This window comes from Bacillus yapensis, from assembly GCF_005280205.1.
GTDB classification, from domain to species: Bacteria; Bacillota; Bacilli; order Bacillales; family Cytobacillaceae; genus Robertmurraya; species Robertmurraya yapensis.
Genome location: NZ_SUND01000022.1, coordinates 42,611 through 62,973 on the forward strand (window position 1 = coordinate 42,611; position 20,363 = coordinate 62,973).

General features: G+C 39.1%; 28 protein-coding genes. 12 read left to right on the plus strand and 16 right to left on the minus strand.

Translation table 11 applies throughout. From position 1 onward, the window contains the following. The first annotated feature begins 2 nt into the window (after nucleotides 1-2). A complete protein-coding gene (locus FAR12_RS20710) occupies nucleotides 3-695 on the plus strand; it encodes a universal stress protein (RefSeq protein ID WP_126410675.1) in 693 nt (230 codons plus the stop codon). 512 nt (nucleotides 696-1,207) lie between these two features. On the opposite strand, the gene FAR12_RS20715 is transcribed toward FAR12_RS20710, so the two are convergent. The 6 genes from FAR12_RS20715 to FAR12_RS20740 all read right to left on the minus strand — a co-directional run bounded on the left by FAR12_RS20715 (nucleotide 1,208) and on the right by FAR12_RS20740 (nucleotide 5,999). Further along, nucleotides 1,208-1,771 carry a tyrosine-type recombinase/integrase gene (locus FAR12_RS20715; protein ID WP_126410676.1) on the minus strand — a complete coding sequence of 188 codons (564 nt, stop codon included), beginning with the start codon at nucleotides 1,769-1,771 and terminating at the stop codon, nucleotides 1,208-1,210. Nucleotides 1,772-1,940: 169 nt separating this feature from the next. Then, a complete protein-coding gene (locus FAR12_RS20720) occupies nucleotides 1,941-2,855 on the minus strand; it encodes a diacylglycerol kinase (protein WP_126410677.1) in 915 nt (304 codons plus the stop codon). A 177-nt stretch (nucleotides 2,856-3,032) separates the two neighbouring features. Then, nucleotides 3,033-3,932, minus strand: a complete 900-nt coding sequence (locus tag FAR12_RS20725; RefSeq protein ID WP_126410678.1) for a hypothetical protein — start codon at nucleotides 3,930-3,932, stop codon at nucleotides 3,033-3,035. Further along, nucleotides 3,929-5,014, minus strand: a complete 1,086-nt coding sequence (locus FAR12_RS20730) for a hypothetical protein (RefSeq protein WP_126410679.1) — start codon at nucleotides 5,012-5,014, stop codon at nucleotides 3,929-3,931. The genes FAR12_RS20725 and FAR12_RS20730 overlap by 4 nt, the downstream gene beginning before the upstream one ends. Further along, nucleotides 5,014-5,457, minus strand: a complete 444-nt coding sequence (locus tag FAR12_RS20735; protein ID WP_126410680.1) for an anti-sigma factor — start codon at nucleotides 5,455-5,457, stop codon at nucleotides 5,014-5,016. The genes FAR12_RS20730 and FAR12_RS20735 overlap by 1 nt, the downstream gene beginning before the upstream one ends. Continuing rightward, complete coding sequence (locus tag FAR12_RS20740) at nucleotides 5,454-5,999, minus strand: RNA polymerase sigma factor (protein WP_246010467.1); 546 nt, start codon at nucleotides 5,997-5,999, stop codon at nucleotides 5,454-5,456. Before FAR12_RS20740 ends, FAR12_RS20735 begins: the two co-directional genes overlap by 4 nt. A 178-nt stretch (nucleotides 6,000-6,177) precedes the next feature. Here FAR12_RS20740 and plsY point away from each other — a divergent pair, with 178 nt between their 5' ends. The 4 genes from plsY to FAR12_RS20760 all read left to right on the plus strand — a co-directional run bounded on the left by plsY (nucleotide 6,178) and on the right by FAR12_RS20760 (nucleotide 8,488). Further along, a complete protein-coding gene (plsY, locus tag FAR12_RS20745; RefSeq protein ID WP_126410682.1) occupies nucleotides 6,178-6,795 on the plus strand; it encodes a glycerol-3-phosphate 1-O-acyltransferase PlsY in 618 nt (205 codons plus the stop codon). A 397-nt stretch (nucleotides 6,796-7,192) separates the two neighbouring features. Further along, a complete protein-coding gene (locus tag FAR12_RS20750) occupies nucleotides 7,193-7,549 on the plus strand; it encodes a DoxX family protein (RefSeq protein ID WP_126410683.1) in 357 nt (118 codons plus the stop codon). A gap of 69 nt (nucleotides 7,550-7,618) precedes the next feature. After that, a complete protein-coding gene (locus FAR12_RS20755; RefSeq protein ID WP_126410684.1) occupies nucleotides 7,619-8,059 on the plus strand; it encodes a MarR family winged helix-turn-helix transcriptional regulator in 441 nt (146 codons plus the stop codon). A gap of 120 nt (nucleotides 8,060-8,179) precedes the next feature. Beyond that, the gene (locus FAR12_RS20760) at nucleotides 8,180-8,488 is read left to right on the plus strand and encodes a hypothetical protein (protein WP_246010466.1); all 309 of its coding nucleotides are present in this window, start codon (nucleotides 8,180-8,182) and stop codon (nucleotides 8,486-8,488) included. 176 nt (nucleotides 8,489-8,664) lie between these two features. Here FAR12_RS20760 and FAR12_RS20765 read toward each other — a convergent pair whose 3' ends face one another. The 6 genes from FAR12_RS20765 to FAR12_RS20790 all read right to left on the minus strand — a co-directional run bounded on the left by FAR12_RS20765 (nucleotide 8,665) and on the right by FAR12_RS20790 (nucleotide 12,773). After that, on the minus strand, nucleotides 8,665-9,873 hold the full coding sequence (locus tag FAR12_RS20765; protein WP_170972276.1) for a translocation protein TolB: 1,209 nt from the start codon (nucleotides 9,871-9,873) through the stop codon (nucleotides 8,665-8,667). A gap of 179 nt (nucleotides 9,874-10,052) precedes the next feature. Continuing rightward, nucleotides 10,053-10,802: an ABC transporter permease gene (locus tag FAR12_RS20770; RefSeq protein WP_126410685.1), complete on the minus strand. Its 750-nt coding sequence runs from the start codon at nucleotides 10,800-10,802 to the stop codon at nucleotides 10,053-10,055. Between the two features lies 1 nt (nucleotide 10,803). Then, entirely contained in the window at nucleotides 10,804-11,565 is a 762-nt protein-coding gene (locus FAR12_RS20775; protein WP_126410686.1) for an ABC transporter ATP-binding protein, read from the minus strand. Between the two features lie 142 nt (nucleotides 11,566-11,707). Beyond that, the gene (locus tag FAR12_RS20780; protein ID WP_126410687.1) at nucleotides 11,708-12,052 is read right to left on the minus strand and encodes a DUF1048 domain-containing protein; all 345 of its coding nucleotides are present in this window, start codon (nucleotides 12,050-12,052) and stop codon (nucleotides 11,708-11,710) included. Nucleotides 12,053-12,069: 17 nt separating this feature from the next. Beyond that, nucleotides 12,070-12,447 (minus strand): DUF1048 domain-containing protein, encoded by a 378-nt coding sequence (locus FAR12_RS20785; protein WP_425456219.1) that lies wholly within the window; start codon nucleotides 12,445-12,447, stop codon nucleotides 12,070-12,072. Nucleotides 12,448-12,449: 2 nt separating this feature from the next. Continuing rightward, nucleotides 12,450-12,773 (minus strand): PadR family transcriptional regulator, encoded by a 324-nt coding sequence (locus tag FAR12_RS20790; protein WP_126410689.1) that lies wholly within the window; start codon nucleotides 12,771-12,773, stop codon nucleotides 12,450-12,452. 574 nt (nucleotides 12,774-13,347) lie between these two features. On the opposite strand from FAR12_RS20790, the gene FAR12_RS20795 reads away from it, so the two are divergent. Beyond that, on the plus strand, nucleotides 13,348-13,806 hold the full coding sequence (locus FAR12_RS20795) for an SRPBCC family protein (RefSeq protein ID WP_126410690.1): 459 nt from the start codon (nucleotides 13,348-13,350) through the stop codon (nucleotides 13,804-13,806). 97 nt (nucleotides 13,807-13,903) lie between these two features. Here the strand turns inward: FAR12_RS20795 and FAR12_RS20800 are convergent, their stop codons facing one another. Then, complete coding sequence (locus FAR12_RS20800) at nucleotides 13,904-14,803, minus strand: hypothetical protein (RefSeq protein ID WP_126410691.1); 900 nt, start codon at nucleotides 14,801-14,803, stop codon at nucleotides 13,904-13,906. A 229-nt stretch (nucleotides 14,804-15,032) separates the two neighbouring features. Here FAR12_RS20800 and FAR12_RS20805 point away from each other — a divergent pair, with 229 nt between their 5' ends. Both FAR12_RS20805 and FAR12_RS20810 read left to right on the plus strand, forming a co-directional pair. After that, nucleotides 15,033-15,308, plus strand: coding sequence for a hypothetical protein (locus tag FAR12_RS20805; protein ID WP_126410692.1), 276 nt, complete (start codon nucleotides 15,033-15,035; stop codon nucleotides 15,306-15,308). 43 nt (nucleotides 15,309-15,351) lie between these two features. Next, complete coding sequence (locus tag FAR12_RS20810) at nucleotides 15,352-15,687, plus strand: DUF6054 family protein (RefSeq protein ID WP_126410693.1); 336 nt, start codon at nucleotides 15,352-15,354, stop codon at nucleotides 15,685-15,687. 27 nt (nucleotides 15,688-15,714) lie between these two features. On the opposite strand, the gene FAR12_RS20815 is transcribed toward FAR12_RS20810, so the two are convergent. After that, nucleotides 15,715-15,939, minus strand: coding sequence for a hypothetical protein (locus FAR12_RS20815; protein ID WP_126410694.1), 225 nt, complete (start codon nucleotides 15,937-15,939; stop codon nucleotides 15,715-15,717). A gap of 172 nt (nucleotides 15,940-16,111) precedes the next feature. On the opposite strand from FAR12_RS20815, the gene FAR12_RS20820 reads away from it, so the two are divergent. From FAR12_RS20820 to FAR12_RS20835, 4 genes are all read left to right on the plus strand, one after another. After that, nucleotides 16,112-16,627 carry a GNAT family N-acetyltransferase gene (locus FAR12_RS20820; protein ID WP_126410695.1) on the plus strand — a complete coding sequence of 172 codons (516 nt, stop codon included), beginning with the start codon at nucleotides 16,112-16,114 and terminating at the stop codon, nucleotides 16,625-16,627. A 24-nt stretch (nucleotides 16,628-16,651) separates the two neighbouring features. Next, nucleotides 16,652-17,503, plus strand: a complete 852-nt coding sequence (locus tag FAR12_RS20825; protein ID WP_126410696.1) for a P-loop NTPase family protein — start codon at nucleotides 16,652-16,654, stop codon at nucleotides 17,501-17,503. 64 nt (nucleotides 17,504-17,567) lie between these two features. Then, the gene (locus tag FAR12_RS20830; RefSeq protein WP_126410697.1) at nucleotides 17,568-17,858 is read left to right on the plus strand and encodes an RNA polymerase alpha subunit C-terminal domain-containing protein; all 291 of its coding nucleotides are present in this window, start codon (nucleotides 17,568-17,570) and stop codon (nucleotides 17,856-17,858) included. A 78-nt stretch (nucleotides 17,859-17,936) separates the two neighbouring features. Beyond that, complete coding sequence (locus tag FAR12_RS20835) at nucleotides 17,937-18,248, plus strand: EthD family reductase (RefSeq protein ID WP_170972277.1); 312 nt, start codon at nucleotides 17,937-17,939, stop codon at nucleotides 18,246-18,248. Nucleotides 18,249-18,302: 54 nt separating this feature from the next. On the opposite strand, the gene FAR12_RS20840 is transcribed toward FAR12_RS20835, so the two are convergent. Beyond that, complete coding sequence (locus tag FAR12_RS20840; RefSeq protein WP_126410699.1) at nucleotides 18,303-18,854, minus strand: thioredoxin family protein; 552 nt, start codon at nucleotides 18,852-18,854, stop codon at nucleotides 18,303-18,305. Nucleotides 18,855-18,923: 69 nt separating this feature from the next. Continuing rightward, nucleotides 18,924-20,351 carry an Asp-tRNA(Asn)/Glu-tRNA(Gln) amidotransferase subunit GatB gene (gene gatB / locus FAR12_RS20845; protein WP_126410700.1) on the minus strand — a complete coding sequence of 476 codons (1,428 nt, stop codon included), beginning with the start codon at nucleotides 20,349-20,351 and terminating at the stop codon, nucleotides 18,924-18,926. Nucleotides 20,352-20,363 lie beyond the last annotated feature (12 nt).

Genomic DNA, 20,363 nt, shown 5'->3' on the forward strand with positions numbered 1-20,363 from the left:
CTATGAAAATAATGAAAGAGCGGATGGATGAAGGCATCCTTGTCTGCGTTTATTATGGTCCAAACGGTGAACGTCTCATTCAACGAGGCTGTAAACTAGCCAAGATGCTCGACTGTCCCCTTTATATTCTTACCGTAGACCCAAAACGATTTGATGATTTAGATGCTGAAAAAACTAATTATATTGCCAGATGGAAAGAAATCGCTGAACATCATGGTGCTGATGCATTTATTTTAAAAGACGATGAAAAACGTCCTGTTCATAAGGTGATTGCTGAGGTTGCGCGTGAAAAAAATGTGACTCAGATTGTCATCGGTCAAACTGCGCAAAGTCTTTGGGAACAAATTGCAAAAGGGTCCATCATTAACGCCTTACTGAAAGAAATCCCATTTGTTGATCTTCATATTATTTCGATTGCCCGTTATCTTAAAAATCCAGATAGACATTATGAAAAAGGAATTCGTGCTTATTTAGTTAAGGAAGATGACCATTATCGTATTATTTTCAAGCATACGAAGGATGTTGAGTTTGAAGGAATTTTCTTCAAAGAGCTTGGTACGGACTTTAATAACGGTGTTTTCAAGTTCATCTCTGGTACCGAAACGGTGCAAGTACTAGTGAACGAGGATATTGTTCATTCATTAACCAATGTTGAAATGGATACTAGCGTTGATGATAAGGATGATTTTTTGTAATTGGATATTGCTGATTTTGTTTTGGAAGCTGTCTCAGGAGGGTTTAGATACCCTTTTTGGGACGGCTTCTTTTTGTGATGGTGATTGGTTCGTGTGATGTGGACATACTTCTCTAGAAATATTGTAATTGTGTCTTCATGAACGTTTCATGCGGACTCTATCCTCCAAAGCCCTGGTAACATTGTCTTTATGAACGCTTCATGCGGACACTATCCTCTAGAGCCCTGGCAACATTGTCTTCATGTACACTTCATGCGGACTCTATCCTCCAAACCCCTGGTAACATTGTCTTCATGAACGCTTCTTGCGGACTCTATCCTCTAGAAGCTTGGTAACATTGTCTTTATGAACACTTCATGCGAACTCTATCCTCCAAAAAACTGGTCACATTGTCTTCATGAATGCTTCATGCGGACTCTATCCACTAGAACCTTGGTAACATTGTCTTTATGAACGCTTCATGCGGACTCTATCCTCTAGAACCCTGGTAACATTGTCTTCATATACACTTCTCAAAGGTTCACATCCACCTTCACCAGTCGCTTTTCGCTTTTATCAATTCCTAAATAACGCAATGTTTCGGATGAGGAGTGGTGATGATAGATTTCCATGAGTAATGAAATGGCAATTCCTTTGCGATAAGCATGATAACCAAAGGTCTTCCTCAACGTATGGGTCCCGATTTTTTCTGTGATGCCCACTTCTTTAGCTGCGGAATTAATGATTCGGTATGCTTGCTGACGCGTAATCGGCTGGTCATTTTTCCTCGACTTAAACAGGTAATCAGATTCCTTAAACTCGATTTGGCTTAAGTAATTCTTCAATTCCCGCTGGATTCGGTCGTTAAGATAATATGGCTTTTCTTCCTCTCGATCCGCATCCTTCAAATAAAGGAACTCCTTGACCTTCGCTCCATCCCACACATCAGAAATCTTCAAAAAGAGTAATTCATTCACTCGGATGCCCGTGTTAATCCCAAACACGAATAGCAGCAAATCCCTTTGCGAACTCTTTTTCAAAACGCTCTTGATGGCATTAATCTTTTCAATGTCTCTTATAGGTTCGACGTATTCCACCGAATAACCCTCCACTAATGTTACATAATTTAATGCTAACATATACTAAGTAACATGACAACAATTCTGCAAAAATCGTTCAATCCTAGATAAAACGGACAATCTCATTCATTTTTTCCTAAAATTGATAAAAAAAATCAGCCACTCAAAAGTGACTGATTCTTAATTATTATTCTGGTCGGTCCTCATCCCGAATCTGATCGATCGGAACGAACACCTCGATATGGCGATACAGGTTCACGAATTCAGCTGGTAAAAGTCCGCCGAATTCTCCGTCGAGATTGAGTTGAACCTTATCTTGTGATTGCACCTTAATGCGATTGGCTTGTGTGTAAATGACATTCGGATCGTTTACATGCTCTCCACGTAACGCAAGCGTCGCGACACGAATGAAATCAGCCAAGTTTGTTTTCTTCAAAATCAAGAGGGAGAACAGTCCGTCATTGATCGAAGCATTCGGGGCTAGCTTTTCAAAGCCTCCCACAGAGTTGGTTAGACCGACTAAGAAGAGCATGACTTCCCCTTCAAATAGCTTTCCATCGTATTCAATGCTTACTTCAGTTGCTTTGAAAGACGGTAGCATTTCAATCCCTTTTAAATAGTAGGCAAGCTGTCCAAGCATCGTTTTCAGCTTGCTTGGGACCTCATATGTAAGCTCAGTTAAACGGCCACCGCCGCCAATATTCACGAAATATTTATCATTGATCCGACCGATATCGACTGGAATCGTGTCACCTTGGACAATAATATCTGTTGCTGCCATGACATCACGCGGGATATGAACGGCTCTTGCGAAATCGTTCGTTGTTCCTGCAGGAATAATCCCTAGCTTTGGTCGATATTCCTGTTCAGCTAAACCGTTTACGACTTCATTGATGGTTCCATCGCCACCAACCGCGACAACGAGATCATACCTTCTTTCAACTGCTACTCTCGCAGCCACAGTTGCATCTCCAGCACCCGTTGTTGCGTGACAAGACGTTTCATAGCCTGCTGCTTCAAGCTTTTGCAGTACGTCTGCCAAATGCTTTTTAAACATTTCACGACCAGAAGTTGGATTATAAATAATTCTTGCTCTTTTCATACCATCCATCCTACTTTTCAAATTGCTAGAAAATAATTCCATATACTATCATACTCTAATAAAAAAGGAACTGCCACTATCACAACTCGGTGGACAAAATTTAAGATTTTAGTCCCAGAGTATATTCTATCCAAAAAGAAATATCCTCGCAAGAATCGAGAATATCCCTTTAAACCCTTATTCATTCAACAAACTTACATCCACGTGAAAGACATTCACAATATCTATACTATGTGTACCTGAACCGATTTTAAACATACCATTTTGTTCTGAAACCCCATCTGATTCCCATTGTCCATGATCATTTACTAATTCGTCCACATTTTTCGCATGAACCGTGACATCACTATTTTTGCCAAGCATTAGCTCAACATTACTGGCATTTTCGATGTGCCAGTTGCTCTTTTGCGCTCTTGGTTTTAACGTTAGATTACTGTGTCCCACAATTTCGAGCTTTACATTCTCAGGCACTAATAAAGTGGCATCAATTTCCGCATAATCATAACTAAATGGACTAAAGTCCGTAGGTAGCTTTTTCACCTGTAAAAATAGTGTATCCCCTTTTTGGTGGACCGAAACATAATCTTCTACACTTTTCACAAGGCTTTGCCCTTTTTGTACAGATGCTCGATACGTTCCAAACATCGATACCTCACTACTAGATGTCGTTTCCACCTGGAACGGATAATCCGCTGTATCAACTACGACTCTATGAATATCTTCCTTTAAAACGTGTGCTAGCTCGGGTAATTCGATGGTCTGTTCCTCTTGAGCAATCGCTTCAGTAACAAGATCATTTAAGCCCATTGAGCTCATAATCGCAAAGCCAATGCCTACCATCCCAAGTACGCCAACAAAGATAATACTCAGAAAATCATATTTTAAAAGCGGCTTTTCTGAGCGAGAAAAGAATAAATACAAAAGAATTTCTGCCCCAAGCACAACCAATATGATTGGCCACCAGGACATCAAGATATTCGATAAACTCAAACCGATAAATTCAGATAGTAAAAGGAAAATCCCCAGAAGGAGGAGGGAAATTCCCATCGAAACGGTACCTACACGCCATGTTCTCATTCCGCTGTCCCCTCCACTTTCTTTTTCTTACTTCCCATTAGCAATTTAATTCCGCCACCAATCAAGAGAATGCACACAATCCCTGTTTGGAAATACTGGTCAAACCAGAATCTTAAATCAAAATCGAGAAACTCTCGAAGGATTGGTGATAGTGCTGGGAGTGCAATATTCGTTAACAAATAATAGAATCCTAACACGATAAGTCCAATTCCAACCCACTTTTGGTGGTTAATCAAATAAGAAATAATCGGCGTGTCCTCAAGCTCCTCTTTTCCAAAGCGAGACGCTTTTTGCAATCCATCAAAAAAGCTATAGAACCAGATGATTGGAATTAAGAAGAGGAAGATTCCTAATCGTAGAACATCTAATATATAGATGGAGAATAGAAAGGCTGCCATCAATTGTAGGCCACGGCTTTGCAAGCCAAGGTACAAATGCCCTGCCCCTGGGAAAATCGATAAGAAAGTGGCAATCGACTTGCTCTTCTTTCCATCTTCTCTTCTCATTTCTAAGTCCTCTAAAATGGAACGGTCTACAAGCTCTTCTCCACGTTGTTTTTTGTTCAGCTGCTGAATCGCATCAAAGAATCCGTACACCCAAATCACAGGTACCAATGCTAAAAAGATGAGGAGCACATCATTTGATGTGAGCACGGTAACGAAAAACACCATGATGATCGTGCCGAGAAATGCTGTTAATAGAGTCATTCCTCTATTCATGAGCCCAAGTTGAAAATGTCCAACTCCTGGTAAAAAAGATAGAACAATTGTATAAAAACGTTCCTTCTCTAGCGTGTCACCCTTTGGTGTATCACCATCTGCCATAAACGGTTCTTTTTTATACACCGTTTTCGATGCGGTCATCGCCGTGTCGATTATGCTTACAACATAGAGGATGATACCTAAGAACACGATAAAAATGGCGATATCTCCTTCGTACATTGACATAAAAATGGCGAAAAGAGCAATTAATCCAAATTCCCCAACCATATAAGCTAGGCCGCGAAGTGTTTTTTGTAAATAAAGCATACCCAATCCCGGGAAAAAAGCTAATATAAATGCCAATACCGGATTTTTATTCATTATTTGTTCGCCTCCCTATTTTTCATATTGTCCATAAACGCAAATGTCTTGTTAACCAGACCCTCTGTAACGGAAGGCTTCCGTTCTTCAATCGTCGGCTCCTGCACCGCGTCAACATATTTTGTAATTGATTGAAACACTCCTGACGACATAAAGAGAACCGTCATCGCTGCTGCAATCGCGTAATGAAAGGCTGTTTTTTGATAAAAAGCAACCTTGGTTTTCTGTTTTTTTGTTTTCGCCACCTGGGCCATTATGCTATTGGTAAAATCATCTGCATTGGTTAGAATCGGAAGCTGAGATTCTACCTCATCCACCGCTTGAAGGTAAAGTTCTAAACATTCGTCACAACTGTACAAATGGTCATCATATCCCTCTCGGACTTGTTCAGTTAATTCATTTTTCACATATAACATCCATTGTTCATAAGCTACGTGATTCATGAAAAATCGTCCTCCTTCCAATGCTTCTTCATCCAATTTCGTGCCCGATAAAGCTTCGTTTCAATCGTCTTGACTTGAACCTGTTGCTCTTCAGCCATTTGCTGATAGCTTTTTTCAGCTATATAAAAGTCGTGTACGACCTCCCGATAATTTTCAGGGAGCTCCTCCAACCTTTCTCTTACTAGCCTACGTTGCTCGAGTTTGATCACCTTGTTCTCAAGATGATCTCTTGTCGATACGAGTGCATCATACTCAAGCACCTCAACGATTTCTTCGCGCCGTCGTTCCTGCTTTCTTTTTATATCAATTGCATGATTAACAGCAATGCGTTTCATCCAAGTTTTAAAGCCTTGATTCTCATACTGGGGGAGAGCATGATAAATCTTCATAAAAACTTCCTGCGTCGCATCTTCAGCGTCCTTTTGATTCCGAAGCACCGCGTAAACCGTTCGGAACAATTCGGTCCGATACGTTTCCACGAGTATTCTGAACGCATGATCATTGCCGCTAAGTATCTTTTTAATAAGAACCTGATCGTTAATCACTCTCTCCCCCTTTCGAGCAGCTTCCACATCAATAGACGAAAGCCTTGATCAATACCCCTACACTTTTTTTAAAAAAGTTTGGGTCATTCGACAAAATTCGCTATTAGTTTGTCTAAAACCCTCTATTTCTTCAATATTATTATCATGTTACCATGAATTTTAAAGGGGGGATAAAATGAATGTAATTCTCTTAATAGGGGCTTATTTAATTGGGGCGATTCCAACAGCCTTAATCGTAGGAAAACTATTTTTCAAAATTGATATACGCGAGCATGGAAGCAACAATCCAGGGGCGACGAATACGATTCGGGTGCTTGGAAAAAGAGCTGGTGTTGCCGTATTGATTGTCGATATTGGCAAAGGCGCACTTGCTGCAGCACTTCCCATATTCTTTGGTGTCGATTTAGACCCACTGATAACAGGACTAGTCGCCGTCGTTGGTCACTGCTTTCCGATTTTCGCTCACTTCAGAGGTGGAAAAGCCATTGCGACAACCGCTGGGACGTTACTTGTTGCCAATCCATTGATGTTGTTGGTCGCTTATCTCACATTTTTTGGCGTCATTTTTTGGACAAAGTATGTTTTCTTAGGGTCCCTTTCTGTCGGCGTTGCCTTATTTGTTTTCGCATTTTTTGAACCGGGCTGGAAACACGAACTTATTTTTTTCTTATTTATTCTTTTCTTGATTTTTTTACACCGGTCCAACATTCGAAACTTCAGGGCGCATAAGGAACCAAAGGTAAACGATAAGAATTTGAAAAATGATCGGGTTCCCCCGATCAAAAAATCGTAATTCAAGGACGTATGCATTTGCATATGTCTTTTCTTTATTTACTGATTTGGTCTCGGCGAACGCACCGATCTTATGTTATACAGACGGAAAATTTCCGCTTATTTTGGGTTTTTTATAAAAAAAGGCTTATATAGACGGAGGAATTCCGCTTATCGACCCAAAAAACGTGAAAATGAAGGGTTTTGTTTTGTATAGTCGGAAAAACTCCGTTTAAATATCCCAAAACGACTTTCATTCTGAATATAACCGGAGAAAATCCGCTTATATTCCTTTTTCTAGTTGCTTCAACCTTAAATTGGGTTGGTTTTTTTGTTGACAGAGAATTTATCCTAATGTTAGGATAAATAAGTCCTAAATTTAGGATAAATAATATTAGGATAAAGGGAGAGAGAAATAAATGACGATATTATCTATTATTCTTCAAGTTTTATTAGGCGTGGGTTTCTTAATGTTTGGCTCCATGAAATTCGGTTCCAAACAAATGGTGGAAGGCTTCAAAACTTATGGCTATCCAGGCTGGTTTAGAATTTTCACAGGGTTAGTAGAAGTTGTTGCAGCTGTCCTCGTGATTGCAGGTATTTGGAACGAAACGTTAGCTGCTTGGGGTGGATTAGTGATCGTGGTAACGATGATCGGGGCCATTTTTACACATATCAAAATTAAGGATCCTGCTAAAGCCATGATGATGCCGATCATTCTATTAGTATTAGGATTGGTTGTATTAATCATTAATTTCGGCTCATTGTCCCTCTAAAACCATTGAGATTCCAACAGAAGTTGATTATTCTTAAGACAGAACCTTAATGATTTGGAGGTTGGTTTCATGCCAGATCAAAGTAATTTGGATTTGAGATTGTTTCGCGTTTGGATGAAGGCTTCAAAAGCGATTATGGAAAACATCATCAAAGATGTTGAAAGTCATAATCTTAGTCGGGAAAATTTTATGATTCTTGAATTGCTTTATAGTAAGGGCCCTCACCCTGTTCAAAAGATTAGTGAAATCTTCTCTATTCCTAGCGGAAGTATTACTTATGTAGTAGATAAGTTAGAAAAGAAAAGCCTTGTAGCAAGGCAACCAAACCCGAATGATCGAAGGGCTTCTAATGTTGTTTTGACAGAAGAAGGCCGAACACTCTTTGATGAGATTTTTCCAAAACATGTGGCAACCATTTCTCAAAACTTTTCTTCTATCACCGATGATGAAAAAGTGCAGTTGATTGAATTATTAAAGCGAGTAGGCATGGGTGCGGAGAATCTAGATTAGAGCTTAAGGGACATAACATTTCGATGTTATGTCTTTTTTTATTGACTTTCCGTATACAAATGTATACATTTGAAGTATAACAATACGTATACAAACGTATACAACGAAAGGAGCTTTTTTATGAAAAATAGAGGTCATGGTGAAAACAGACACCACCAGGGCGCTAGTCATCATCATAAGGGCCATCATGGTGCAAAAACATTTCGCCGCGGAAGAGCCATTTCATTTTTAGAAACTCTGAATCTTAAACGTTCTACACTTATGAAACAATTAGAGACACCGGAGTTACAGTCCATTAATCCAATCTTAGTCGGTGAGCTAAAGGCCATTGACATGGTCATTGATGAATTTGTTCAGCTGTTTGAACTCTATGAAATGGAAAGTAAAGAAGAGGAAACTCCCTTATTAGAAGACGAAAACAAGGAGTAGATGTAATTAAAGGAATACAGCTATAAAAAGGGGCAGTTTTTCTTAACAACTGCCCCAAATTCGTTTTTTTGAATTTCTGGAATAAGTGGTGGGTTTTCCGGAATTAATATTATTTTTCCGGAATGGTTGGCAAATGTTCCGGAATTCCTTTCAATAGAGACTACGAACGCCGACTTTTAAAATAGAACAGGTGCAAAATCAACATCTTTTATCCATATATTCGCCTCTTTTTGCTTATCCTGCTTTATCCACACATCCCCTTTGCCCATTTCGTCTGTCCCACGTATCCATGTGAGATAAGAGCCAACAACCTGCGGCTCTAAATCTAACTCATTCTCTTTTGGAAATGTAATTTGTTTCTGAGTACCAGAGTCCAAATTGATCGCGTATAGAGAGGTGTACATTGTAGGAACTGGCCCCTCTTTCCACTCTTTGTTTTCAGGGGCTCGCGCAACGATTACTTCTGAGGGTGACAGCCACTCCAAATCTAAGTCTACATATCCTTTTGGCGTATATTCTTTTTGCTTAGTGGATGCTTCAATTTCAGCAATTTTTGTGATTTTATTTTCAACAAAGAATCTACCTTCCCCTGAAATATAAGCTAATTGGTTTGCTTGTGGTGCCCATTTAATCCAGTCACGATATCCTAGCATCCTACCGATGTCCTTGAACACTTTTCCATCTGCAGATAAGACACATAACGGATTACTGTCCATCGCCCAAGATGCTGTTGGCGTACCAAGAAAACTAACCCATTTGCCGTCATGACTCCACTTAAAGTCACTAACAGTAACCGCAAATATTCGATTTTCATCGATTGGGATGGAGTACAATAATTTCGATTTGTTCTCATCAAGATTCATATCTTTTGGTAGACGATACAACTTAATGGGCTCCCAACCTGTGGGGAGGCGATTTGAACTAGCAGAAACAATAAACTCCTTCCCATTTGGATACCATTCAAAGCCACTAACACCTAAAGCCACATTTTCAAATCCATCTGGCCTTCCATCCTTTGTTTTTGTCACATTAAGGACCCATCCAGATATATAGGCTAGCTCATTTGCAACTGGCGACCATGAAAAATAAGAAGTCTGTATATAAGTGTATGGCTCATAGTTTTCCTTCCTCTTTGTATCATAAACCCAGAGGTTAGACTTCTCTCCCTTATCATCACCGTCTATGTAAGCAATAAATCTACCATCATAGGACCACTCCGGTGAATGAACATATTTATCTTTGGTCAGTTGAATTTCTTTGTCTCCCTCTTTCATCCATAACTGGTGGTCACGAACAAAGGCAGCCTTAGGCGGTGCTTCCGCCTTTGTCACAGGAACGAATTGGAAAAGGAAAAACATCATAAGTAATAAGATTTTTATTGGCACAGCACTCCCTCCTACTCATTAGATTTGCCTTGTGGAGTCAAATGTATTAAGGGAAGTTACTTCAGTTCCAATTGTGGTTTTTAAGTTCCTGAAATGCTAGAAAAAACGCATCGAATTAACGATGCGTTTTCCTATCCTTACCTTTCATCATCCATCTGACCAATCAAATAATGAAATGCTTACCCTAACTGCCGCTTAAATACTTTACTGGCGATGAAGTAAGTGATAATCATGATGCCAACGCACCAAGCAAGTGCGATCCAGATATCATTGCCCACAGTCCCGTTATTTAAAAGTGCACGAATTGAATTCACGATGGAAGTCACGGGCTGGTTCTCCGCGAACGCACGGACAATTTTAGGCATGGATTCGGTAGGGACAAAGGCCGAACTGATAAACGGTAAGAATATTAGCGGGTATGAGAAAGCCGTTGCCCCTTCCATAGACTTTGCTGTTAATCCAGGAATGATAGCTAACCATGTAAGTGCTAGCGTAAACAATCCGAGTATCCCAGCTGCCGCAAGCCATTCCAAGATACCGGCACTTGAGCGGAAGCCCATCAAGAGCGCAACAAGTATGACCACTACGACTGTCAGCATATTGGAAACAAGTGATGTCAACACATGAGCCCACAATATCGACGAGCGCTTGATTGGCATCGTTATGAATCGTGCCATCAGCCCGCTCTTTATATCCCCAAACAACCGGAAGGCTGTGTAAGAGACCCCAGATGCGATCGCCATCAACAAGATTCCCGGCAATAAATAATTGACGTAGTTTCCTGTGCCAGTATTTATGGCTCCGCCAAATACGTAGACAAACAGCAGCATCATTGCAATCGGCGTAATCGCCACCGTAATAATTGTATCCGGGCTGCGCATGATGTTGCGCATTAAACGTCCTAGTAATACTCCTGTTCTGCTTTTCATTTTACATCTCCTCCTTTTTGCCGATGATCGCGAGGAAGATTTCCTCCAAAGTCGGCTGCTTCTCAATGTATTCCACTTTCGCTGGCGGGAACATCTCTTTAAGTTCGGCAAGGGTACCAGTCGTGATGATTTTTCCGCCATGCAGGATGGCGATACGATCCGCCAATTGTTCGGCTTCCTCCAGGTACTGGGTCGTCAGCAAGATGGTCGTGCCACTGCCAGCAAGCTCCTTGACAGTATTCCAGACTTCAATCCGCGCTTCAGGGTCAAGTCCTGTCGTTGGTTCGTCGAGAAAAATGACATCTGGACTCCCGATCAGGCTCATGGCGATGTCTAGTCTGCGCTTCATCCCACCGGAATACTGTTCTGCCCGGCGGTTGGCCGCATCAGTCAGGCTGAATTTCGCAAGTAGTTCATCAGCGACTTGAGCTGGTTTGGAAACTCCTCTCAACTTCGCAATCATAATCAGGTTTTCTCTTCCTGTATGCATCCCGTCTATTGCTGCGAACTGTCCTGTCAGGCTGATGCTTTGGCGAACATGATCTGATTGACGTTGGACATCATGGCCACAAATACTTGCTTCGCCACCATCGGGCTTCATTAGCGTTGAGAGAATATTGACTGTCGTCGTCTTGCCCGCTCCATTTGAGCCTAGCAGGGCGAAAATTTCGCCACGCCGCACATCAAAATCTACTCCCTTTAATACTTCTTTGTCTTTAAAAGATTTTTTTAACCCTTTTACAGAAATGGCTACATTACTCATACTTTCTTCCTCCTTATAATAAAAACATTTAACCCACTATCTAGCCTTACTGATAATCTGTATAACTTACTACTAAGGTGAAAATATAACTGAATAACGAAGGTAGCATTTCACATAGCTAGCTATTCAGTCAGTTGTTGCTTTATTTTTTCTTACCTACACGATCAAAGATGCTTTTGTTCAAATTATTGCGTAACTTATCATCCCATCTTTTCGCTTGGTCGATAAGTCCATTTGCGAATGAATTCACGTCTTTTCCTGTCACTTCCAATACGTCTTTGCCATCTGCCGCACCAGCTTCAAACAAGTCTATAAGATCGTACTGGATTCTCAGCATATCCATGCCACTTCCAGAGGCGAAACTCCACATATAGTTACAGATTTCTTTATAGACCTTCGGGTAGTCACCTGGTAATGCTTCTACACGCGCCATCATTTCCTTGTATTCTTTCTTATCGTCAAGTATCTTTTTGATGAAATTTACCATTGTTTATAACCTCCTACTTATTTTTTATTCGTCCATATTTTTACTTGCTGTTCCACTCTACTATCAATTTCTTTTTTCAAATCGACTTGCCCTCCTACTACACTCGCCGATTCTCCATCAAGCTTAGAGAGAGCCATCAATTCGTCGGCAAATGCTGCCACGTCTTCACCAGTAACATCTAGCACATGCTTTCCTTCTGCAGCACTAGCTTCAAACAGTTCATATAAATTGATGATTTCTTCTCCAAATCCGTATCCAAAATTCCACATATACTTTTGGATCTTCTTGAACACAAAAGCGTAATCTTTCGGTAGGGAATTTACTTTTTTCATAAATGCTTTGTATTCCTTTTTGCTTTCTAAATCACCAACGATTAGCTCTATAAAATTCTTCATCATTATTCCTCCCTTTTTAACATATTAATTTTCGAAGATAAAAAATCCCACTTTTTCCAAAAAAATTCAAGTTCCTGACGACCAGCCTCATTAAGTGTGTAAAACTTGCGGGGTGGCCCCATATCTGACGGTTTCTTTTCAATGTTCACCAGTTGCTTCTTTTCTAGTCGCACAAGGATCGTGTAGACCGTCCCTTCCACAACTTCGGTGAATCCAAGGTCGTTTAGGCGACGAGTAATTTCGTAGCCATAGGTTTCATGTCGGCTGATGATTTCCAGTACGCAGCCTTCGAGAGAACCCTTCAGCATTTCAGTTAAATTCTCCATGTTCTTTGCCTCCATATTTTGTCTGAGTTTAAATTTCCATGTCGAGCCTCCCTATTTTGTCTGAGTTAAACTTTCCACATTCAACGCCTCCTCTATTTTGTCTGACTTATATTCAGTATAACTTAGTACCGAGTGAAATTTTTACCGAATAACCATTGGCTATTCAGTATTGCTTATTACAAGTACATTGTATCACCAAGTAGCAAGAGCGTCAACTATTTTTCTAAAAATTATTTTCGTTGCTTATCTATTCAGTGGTTTCGGTATTTCGTGTGACTTATTACAGGTATATCGTAACACGCAGTAGCGAGATAGTCAACTGCTATTTTTCATTTTTTTAAAATCAGTAATCGCCTATTGGATACAGCCAATTTTCTTGGTGGAGAGTTCCTGTCGCCCTTTCAGCAGTTATGTATGTGAAGATGGAAATTAAGTAATAATCTAAGAAGGATTCATGCTTACTTTTGTTGAAATGATTGTACTGAAGAAGCCGATAATTTGAATTTATTAGGGTGATTTTATTTAAAGTATACACTGATTGTAATCGATATAAACATGAAAAGGAGAATGCATAATGACGACTCTGGAAGAAGTATCAATTTCAAAAGTAGAAATGTTAATCAGAAAACCTGTTGAAGAGGTATTCGATGCTTTTATCGATCCTGCCATTACGACAAAATTCTGGTTTACTAAGAGCAGCGGAAGATTAGAAGCAGGGAAACGTATCCGTTGGGATTGGGAGATGTATGGCGTCTCTGCTGAACTTGATGTAAAAGAAGTAGAACAAAACAATCGAATTCTCATCAAATTTGACGATGACACGACCGTGGAGTGGATTTTTATCCCTAGGTCAGAAGGCACTTTTGTCACGATTATTAACGCAGGATTTAAAGGAAGTCCAGAAGAAATCGTTAATCAAGTGATCGATTCAACAGGAGGTTATACGATTGTTCTCTCTGGTTTAAAGGCACTTCTTGAGCATAACATTAGCTTGAATCTTGTTTCCGATAGGTTTCCTGACGCTCACGTATAAAGTAAAGAATTGTCTGTGAGGTTGAGATTTTCAATCTATATTCATAAAGTAAAAGGCAATGGAATTTGTACTCCATTGCTTTTTACATTCATAGGGATTATTTTAATTCGTCTAAATCAGCAGCATCCGTTATTTCTGTGACTTCCCCGTTCTCAATATCTACTGCATAACGTCCATTGGTTGAAGAATGGCCCGATACTAATGTTGAATATCTTACCATGTAGTAGTCATTATACATTTCTTCAAATAGTACAAAGTGATTCTCGTCTTGTACTAACTCGTTTTTATCACTTAAATAATCTTCAACTAAGGAAACAGCTGCATTTTGGTTGATTTCTTCGGATGTGAATTGGTTTTGGGCAGGCTCATCAGTTTTTGCTAGTTCAAAAAATGTACCACCACCAAATAAAATGAGCTTATTTTTGTCCGTAATGAAGATTACTGTGCCAATTCCTTGTGTGCTAGTTGCATCTACCTCGGTAACAGTGTCACCATCAATACCTAGTTGTTCAAATGTAACTCGATAATTAGTTGCAAATTCATTTTTAGCAACCTCAGTTTTTTTATAAATTGGATCGGATACGCTCTCGTCCATATCTTCGATTTTGTCTCCAAAGCTAGTCGCACTATTTTTTGAAAACGTTAATTGTTTACCCATTAATTTTGTGACGTCGTCACTACTGTAAGTTCCGGCTGGACCATAGGCTATGACTTTATTAATTTGCCACTGACCATAAAAAACTTCTTCCTTTTCGTTCGAACTATTTGTCTTTGAGCTATTTGTACTTCCAGATGAATGATCTGTGTCGGATCCATTAATGGTGTTTTTCGATGTTTTTGACATTGAGCTTTCATCTGATTTGGAACCACTATCTTTTTTGCTTGATGTTTCAGGCTGTGACTGACTTTGCTTCGCTGCTTCCTCAGATGAAGATTCACAAGCTGACATAGCCAATAATAAAACAGCGGATAAAATGATAGAGATAAAGATTTTCAATTCAAAAACTCCTTTCATCTTATCCATTCTAACAAAAAATGGTAATGTGTTTAAAGTTTTTTTGAAATAATCTAATTTTAATTTAAGAAAGCAAATTGAAAAATGATTTAAAAGGAAAGTAGGTATATTTATCGAATATATTTAATTAAATAATCTTTTCATAATGATGTTTTATTGATTTGTCGTTTTATGAAGTACCGTATCTTAGAATTAAATGGGGGAAACGTTCGTGAAGAGAACCATTATTGGTGGCTTTATAATGCTTGGCGGTTTATTAGTTACATTAGCAATTATTCTTTCGGGTTCTATTTATGCAACAAGTATTACGGCATGGTCTGGAAAATCAAAATTATGGTATGCGATTTTTGGAGAGAAGCAATATGGCGAAGAAGTTGAAGCTATACAGTCACTATTTTTGGGTTTTCCTTTTATAATCGGAGTTTTGTTGACGATATTAGGGTTAACAATCTTAGGGTACGAGTATTATAAAACTTTTAAGCAATAAGTAAAAATGTCTTATTATACCATCGAAGGGAGTTGAGATAATCATGGCAAAGTACGAAAAGACGATTATTGGTCAATTTGAGGAAGTCGTTAATCAATTGCAAAATGATATTAGCAATAGTGGAATAAGTATGAAATTAGTTGATGAAAGCAACTACACCTTTGGAGATACTAAAATAGCCGTTCGAGTATATGATAAATATTTTATGAGGAATGGAAACAGAGCCAGTTTGAGCCTTACAGTTGTTGGCAGTAACAGCAATATTTTCATTTCAGCCATTGGTGCTGGTGGAGGAAGTGGAGTTTTTCTTAACTTTAGTCTTGGTGCCGAAGATAATATGGTCGCAATCGTACAAAACAGTATTGAACAAATGAAATAATACTATTGAAATGAAATTAGGCATGACCTACTTTGGTTTAGTAAACACCTTCCCATTGTTTAGCTCACACCAATCTTCTAATTCTTCATAAATTTCTTTGCTTCCGTATTTTGCTAAAAAAGCTTCTTTCGTTTCAAAAACTTCCACTAAACCTTTTTCGATTGAGGTTACCATTTGGAAAGGGTTTAAATGAAAAACCTTCGAGACTGCTATTAATTCACCTATATGGACGATGTCAGCGATATTTTCCATTACTATTCCCCCTATTACAGTTCGCGATATGCCCCATTTCGTTCTACCTCTCTGCTATTATTTTCAGTTTGTTTGATACTATGTATCGCTTCCTTATAGCAAGGTTGTTCTATTAAGACAGGTAATTAATTTTTTATGTCGAAATAGTATAGAAACAAGTGGGGTGATATTTTTGATACACATAGAAAGTTTGAAACAAAGTGAGCATGATTTAGATTTTTTAATGGATATGATGTACGAGTCCATTCATATTCCCGAAAATAAGCCCCCTAAAGAGGAACTGCTAAACTTGCCACATCTGAAAAAGTATAATGAGGGATGGGGAAGAAAAGGAGATAGAGCATTAATTGCTTTTGAGGATAACATCCCTGTTGGTGCTGCGTGGTACCGCCTATTTACAGAGGACCAAAAAGGTTATGGATTTGTAAATGATAAAACCCCTGAACTAGGGATAGCTGTGACTACGAAAGCAAGAGGGAAAGGGATCGGCAACCTACTTATGGAAAAGTTATTTGAAACTGCTTCTAGAGACGGTTATACATCACTTTCTTTGAGCGTTGACCCTAAAAACCATCAAGCTGTACAACTTTATAAGAAACTTGGATTTGAGCAGTGTGGCTCATCAGGAACTTCTTGGACAATGATATATACCATCCCTTCAACTAAACGGGATGTTTTAACTGAATAGCTTTATAAGAAGGGATTAATTTTTATGAAAACAAAATTATTAATAGTAGAAGGTTTACCTGGCTTTGGGAAATCAACTACTGCCAAGCTACTAAATGAAATTCTTACTGAGAACAATATTGAAGTTGAATTATTTTTAGAGGGAAATTTGGACCATCCGGCTGATTATGATGGTGTATCCTGTTTTAATGAATTTGAATTCGATCAATTATTATCTAACAGCGGAAGTTTTAAAGAATTGTTTCTTGAAAGAGGGATAAAAAAAGGCAGCAATCACTTTTTACCATACATAAAGATAAAAAATGAGTTCGGTAACCAGCTGTCAGACGAATTATTTACCACTATTTCCAAAAACGATATATATGAATTACCATTTGATCGAAATGTTGAATTAGTTGCTGACAAATGGAGTGAATTTGCTAACACTGCATTGAATGACAACAAAGTTTATATCTTTGAATGCTGCTTCATCCAAAATCCATTAACTATTGGAATGGTTAAATATAATGAGCAAAAAGAAAATATTATAAATTATGTCATGAAACTTGCCAAAATCATCGAAAATTTAGATCCTGTTCTATTCTATGTAAACCAAGACAATCTTGAATTTTCATTTAAGAAGGCAGTAAAGGAAAGATCCACAGATTGGTCCAAAGGATTTGTCGACTATTACACAAACCAAGCCTATGGCAAAGAACATAACTATTCCGGTATCGAAGGAACGATAAAAGTGCTTGAAGCTAGAAGGAAAATGGAATTAGAAATAGTTGATAGGTTAAAAATGAAAAAAGAAATCATCAATAATACAAAATATGAAATTGACTCTTATAAGTCCATTTTAAAAGATAAGTTAACATCATTCGAAGTGGTAAAATAGTTTTTTCAATATGGTTAATGATAAGCAGAAAATTGCTCGATCAGGTGTGTAGGAGGAATGTTTTTTGACTGCTGAAAAAAATTTAAGGGTTTGTGAAAAGGGCCATAAGTATTACAAAAGTAGCGATTGTACAAGCTGTCCTACTTGCGATAAAGAGAATAAACCCGAAAGTGGTTTCCTAGCGAAACTAAGTTCACCTGCTAGAAATGCCTTAGTTCACGAAGGAATTGATACTTTGCAACAACTCTCCCAGTACACTGAAAAAGAAATTCTAAAACTTCATGGGATTGGACCAGTCTCCCTACCAAATCTGAGAAAATCCTTAGCAGAAGAAGGTTTGTCATTTAGGAGTTAATTCCAATGATTTGAGCGCCATATTCTTTCCAAAAATGAAATATACATATAAGAGGCATTTCAATAAAGGAGGATGAATATGGCCACCATCACATTTTGCTACAAAACGGATGTACCTTTTAACGAGGAGTACTATCGAGACAAACACCTGGCTTGGTGCAATGAGGTTCTTAAGCCTCTAGGCATGCAACGATACGAAGTGAAGAAATTCTATCAAGCTTTGGACGGCTCAAAGCCACCTTATCAAGTTACAACTACTCTCTATTTCGAATCTAGCGAAGCCTTGCAAGCCGTTCTAGCAAGTGAAGCGAGTCAAGAAGGATTAAAAGATGTAGTGAATTTCTATGAAGGCTTTCCTGATATGTTTGTTGGAGAAGTCGTTTATCAATGAGCATGAAGCAAAGAGAAAGGACATAACATTGATCGAAATGTTATGTCCTTTCCTCTATCTCACGTTCTCTAATTTCGCAATAATGCTATTCGCAACCGCATTCCATAAATCCGTGTCTTCAGCATACGTTTGCTTGATTTTCCGGAACATCGCTTTTTGCTTTTCCTCAAAATCTTCCGCTTCTTTCGCTGGAAGCTCAGAACGCCAACTGTCAACCATGCTTTGCGCTTCAGCAGCACGTGGTCCCCATACTGCTTTTTCATTGCCTTCATCATCGATAAAAATGAAGATAGGAATCGAGCGCGCTGTTCCATTCGTTAAATATTGATCCATTAATTCAAGGTTGCTGTCTCTTAACACAAAACGAACATCGAGACCGAGCTTCTCTGCGATTCTCATCAGAATCGGGTTGTTCATAAGTGCATCCCCGCACCAATCTTCGGTTAGAACGATGACCTTCGATGCAACACCTGTTAAAGCAGAAAGTCTTTCATCATTCACTTCAAATTGCTCATAAATCGCGTTCATTTCTGAGAGATTCATCTTCATTTGTCCCTTGTATTCTTCATACGTTAACCCTTTGTTAAACCAATCAAGCAAGTTCATTCCAAATCCCCCTCAAATAAAAAAATACTGGTAAGCCCATTATAGCCTACCAGCATTTCCAACCAAAATTTAACGCTTCTGAATTTCTTCAAGCAACAATTTATTCACGATTTGCGGATTTGCTTGTCCTTTTGTCGCCTTCATTAGCTGACCAACAAGGAATCCAACCGCTTTGTTCTTACCATTTTTATAGTCTTCAATCGATTGAGGATTGTTGTCTAATACCTCAGTCACAACTTTCAGCAACGCACCTTCGTCAGAGATTTGGACAAGTCCTTTTTCCTTAACGATTTGCTCAGCATCGCCACCGTTTTCAATCAATTCTTTGAAAACTGTCTTCGCAATTTTAGAAGAGATCGTACCGTTTTCGATCAGCTTAATCATGCCTGCTAATCCTTCTGGAGTTAATGCTACATCTTCAAGCTCTTTTTGCTCCGCATTCAAGTAACCAGACAATTCACCCATTAACCAGTTAGAAGCTTGCTTCGCATCGGCACCGGCCGCTACTGTTGCTTCAAAGAAATCAGCCATTTCCTTTGTCACTGTTAAAACAGCTGCATCGTAAGCTGGTAATCCAAGTTCTTCAATGTAGCGTTTTTGACGTGCATCCGGAAGCTCTGGGATTTCAGCGCGAATTCTTTCTTTCCACGCTTCATCAATGTAGATATCCAATAAATCTGGCTCTGGGAAGTAACGGTAATCATCAGACCCTTCTTTTACACGCATAAGAAGTGTCTTTCCAGTAGCCTCATCAAAACGACGTGTTTCCTGCTCAATCGTTCCACCTGCTAAAATAACTTCCTCTTGACGCTTTTCTTCGTACTCTAGTCCTTTGCGAACAAAATTAAAAGAGTTTAAGTTCTTAAGCTCCGTCTTCGTTCCAAACTCTTCTTGTCCCACTGGACGAATGGAAATATTGGCATCACAACGTAGGGATCCCTCTTCCATTTTACAATCGGAAACACCCGTATATTGGATGATAGATTTCAGCTTTTCCAAGTAAGCGTAAGCTTCGTTTGGCGTTCTAATGTCTGGCTCAGATACGATTTCAATCAATGGCGTCCCTTGGCGATTGTAATCACATAAGGAGTAACCTTTTTCATGATTCAGCTTCCCAGCATCCTCTTCCATATGAATGCGCGTGATGCCGATTTTCTTTTTGTAGCCATCGACCTCAATCTCAATCCAGCCATGTTCCCCGATCGGCTTATCGAATTGCGAGATTTGGTACGCCTTCGGATTGTCTGGGTAAAAATAGTTTTTGCGGTCGAATTTCGTTTCGGTTGCGACCTCACAGTTAAGGGCCATCGCAGCCTTCATCGCGTAATCGACAACCTTTTTATTCAACACCGGCAAAACGCCTGGATAACCTAGGTCAATCACACTTGTGTTTGAGTTTGGTTCCGCTCCAAAATGGTTCGGGCTCGCCGAGAAAATCTTTGAATCTGTTTTTAATTCGACATGGACTTCAAGTCCGATCACCGTTTCAAATTTCACTTGTCTCACCTC

Bases quoted from the DNA above. Each gene is read 5' to 3' on its own strand.
- FAR12_RS20835 (WP_170972277.1), top strand. From the start codon at position 17,937: ATGGCCACCATCACATTTTGCTACAAAACGGATGTACCTTTTAACGAG.
- FAR12_RS20760 (WP_246010466.1), top strand. From the start codon at position 8,180: ATGAAAAATAGAGGTCATGGTGAAAACAGACACCACCAGGGCGCTAGT.
- FAR12_RS20725 (WP_126410678.1), bottom strand. From the start codon at position 3,932: ATGAGAACATGGCGTGTAGGTACCGTTTCGATGGGAATTTCCCTCCTC.
- FAR12_RS20790 (WP_126410689.1), bottom strand. From the start codon at position 12,773: ATGGAGAATTTAACTGAAATGCTGAAGGGTTCTCTCGAAGGCTGCGTA.
- FAR12_RS20735 (WP_126410680.1), bottom strand. From the start codon at position 5,457: ATGAATCACGTAGCTTATGAACAATGGATGTTATATGTGAAAAATGAA.
- FAR12_RS20810 (WP_126410693.1), top strand. From the start codon at position 15,352: ATGGCAAAGTACGAAAAGACGATTATTGGTCAATTTGAGGAAGTCGTT.
- FAR12_RS20825 (WP_126410696.1), top strand. From the start codon at position 16,652: ATGAAAACAAAATTATTAATAGTAGAAGGTTTACCTGGCTTTGGGAAA.
- FAR12_RS20770 (WP_126410685.1), bottom strand. From the start codon at position 10,802: ATGAAAAGCAGAACAGGAGTATTACTAGGACGTTTAATGCGCAACATC.
- FAR12_RS20795 (WP_126410690.1), top strand. From the start codon at position 13,348: ATGACGACTCTGGAAGAAGTATCAATTTCAAAAGTAGAAATGTTAATC.
- FAR12_RS20785 (WP_425456219.1), bottom strand. From the start codon at position 12,447: ATGAAGAATTTTATAGAGCTAATCGTTGGTGATTTAGAAAGCAAAAAG.
- FAR12_RS20775 (WP_126410686.1), bottom strand. From the start codon at position 11,565: ATGAGTAATGTAGCCATTTCTGTAAAAGGGTTAAAAAAATCTTTTAAA.
- FAR12_RS20780 (WP_126410687.1), bottom strand. From the start codon at position 12,052: ATGGTAAATTTCATCAAAAAGATACTTGACGATAAGAAAGAATACAAG.
- FAR12_RS20730 (WP_126410679.1), bottom strand. From the start codon at position 5,014: ATGAATAAAAATCCGGTATTGGCATTTATATTAGCTTTTTTCCCGGGA.
- FAR12_RS20710 (WP_126410675.1), top strand. From the start codon at position 3: ATGAAAATAATGAAAGAGCGGATGGATGAAGGCATCCTTGTCTGCGTT.
- FAR12_RS20840 (WP_126410699.1), bottom strand. From the start codon at position 18,854: ATGAACTTGCTTGATTGGTTTAACAAAGGGTTAACGTATGAAGAATAC.
- FAR12_RS20755 (WP_126410684.1), top strand. From the start codon at position 7,619: ATGCCAGATCAAAGTAATTTGGATTTGAGATTGTTTCGCGTTTGGATG.
- FAR12_RS20750 (WP_126410683.1), top strand. From the start codon at position 7,193: ATGACGATATTATCTATTATTCTTCAAGTTTTATTAGGCGTGGGTTTC.
- plsY (WP_126410682.1), top strand. From the start codon at position 6,178: ATGAATGTAATTCTCTTAATAGGGGCTTATTTAATTGGGGCGATTCCA.
- FAR12_RS20815 (WP_126410694.1), bottom strand. From the start codon at position 15,939: ATGGAAAATATCGCTGACATCGTCCATATAGGTGAATTAATAGCAGTC.
- FAR12_RS20720 (WP_126410677.1), bottom strand. From the start codon at position 2,855: ATGAAAAGAGCAAGAATTATTTATAATCCAACTTCTGGTCGTGAAATG.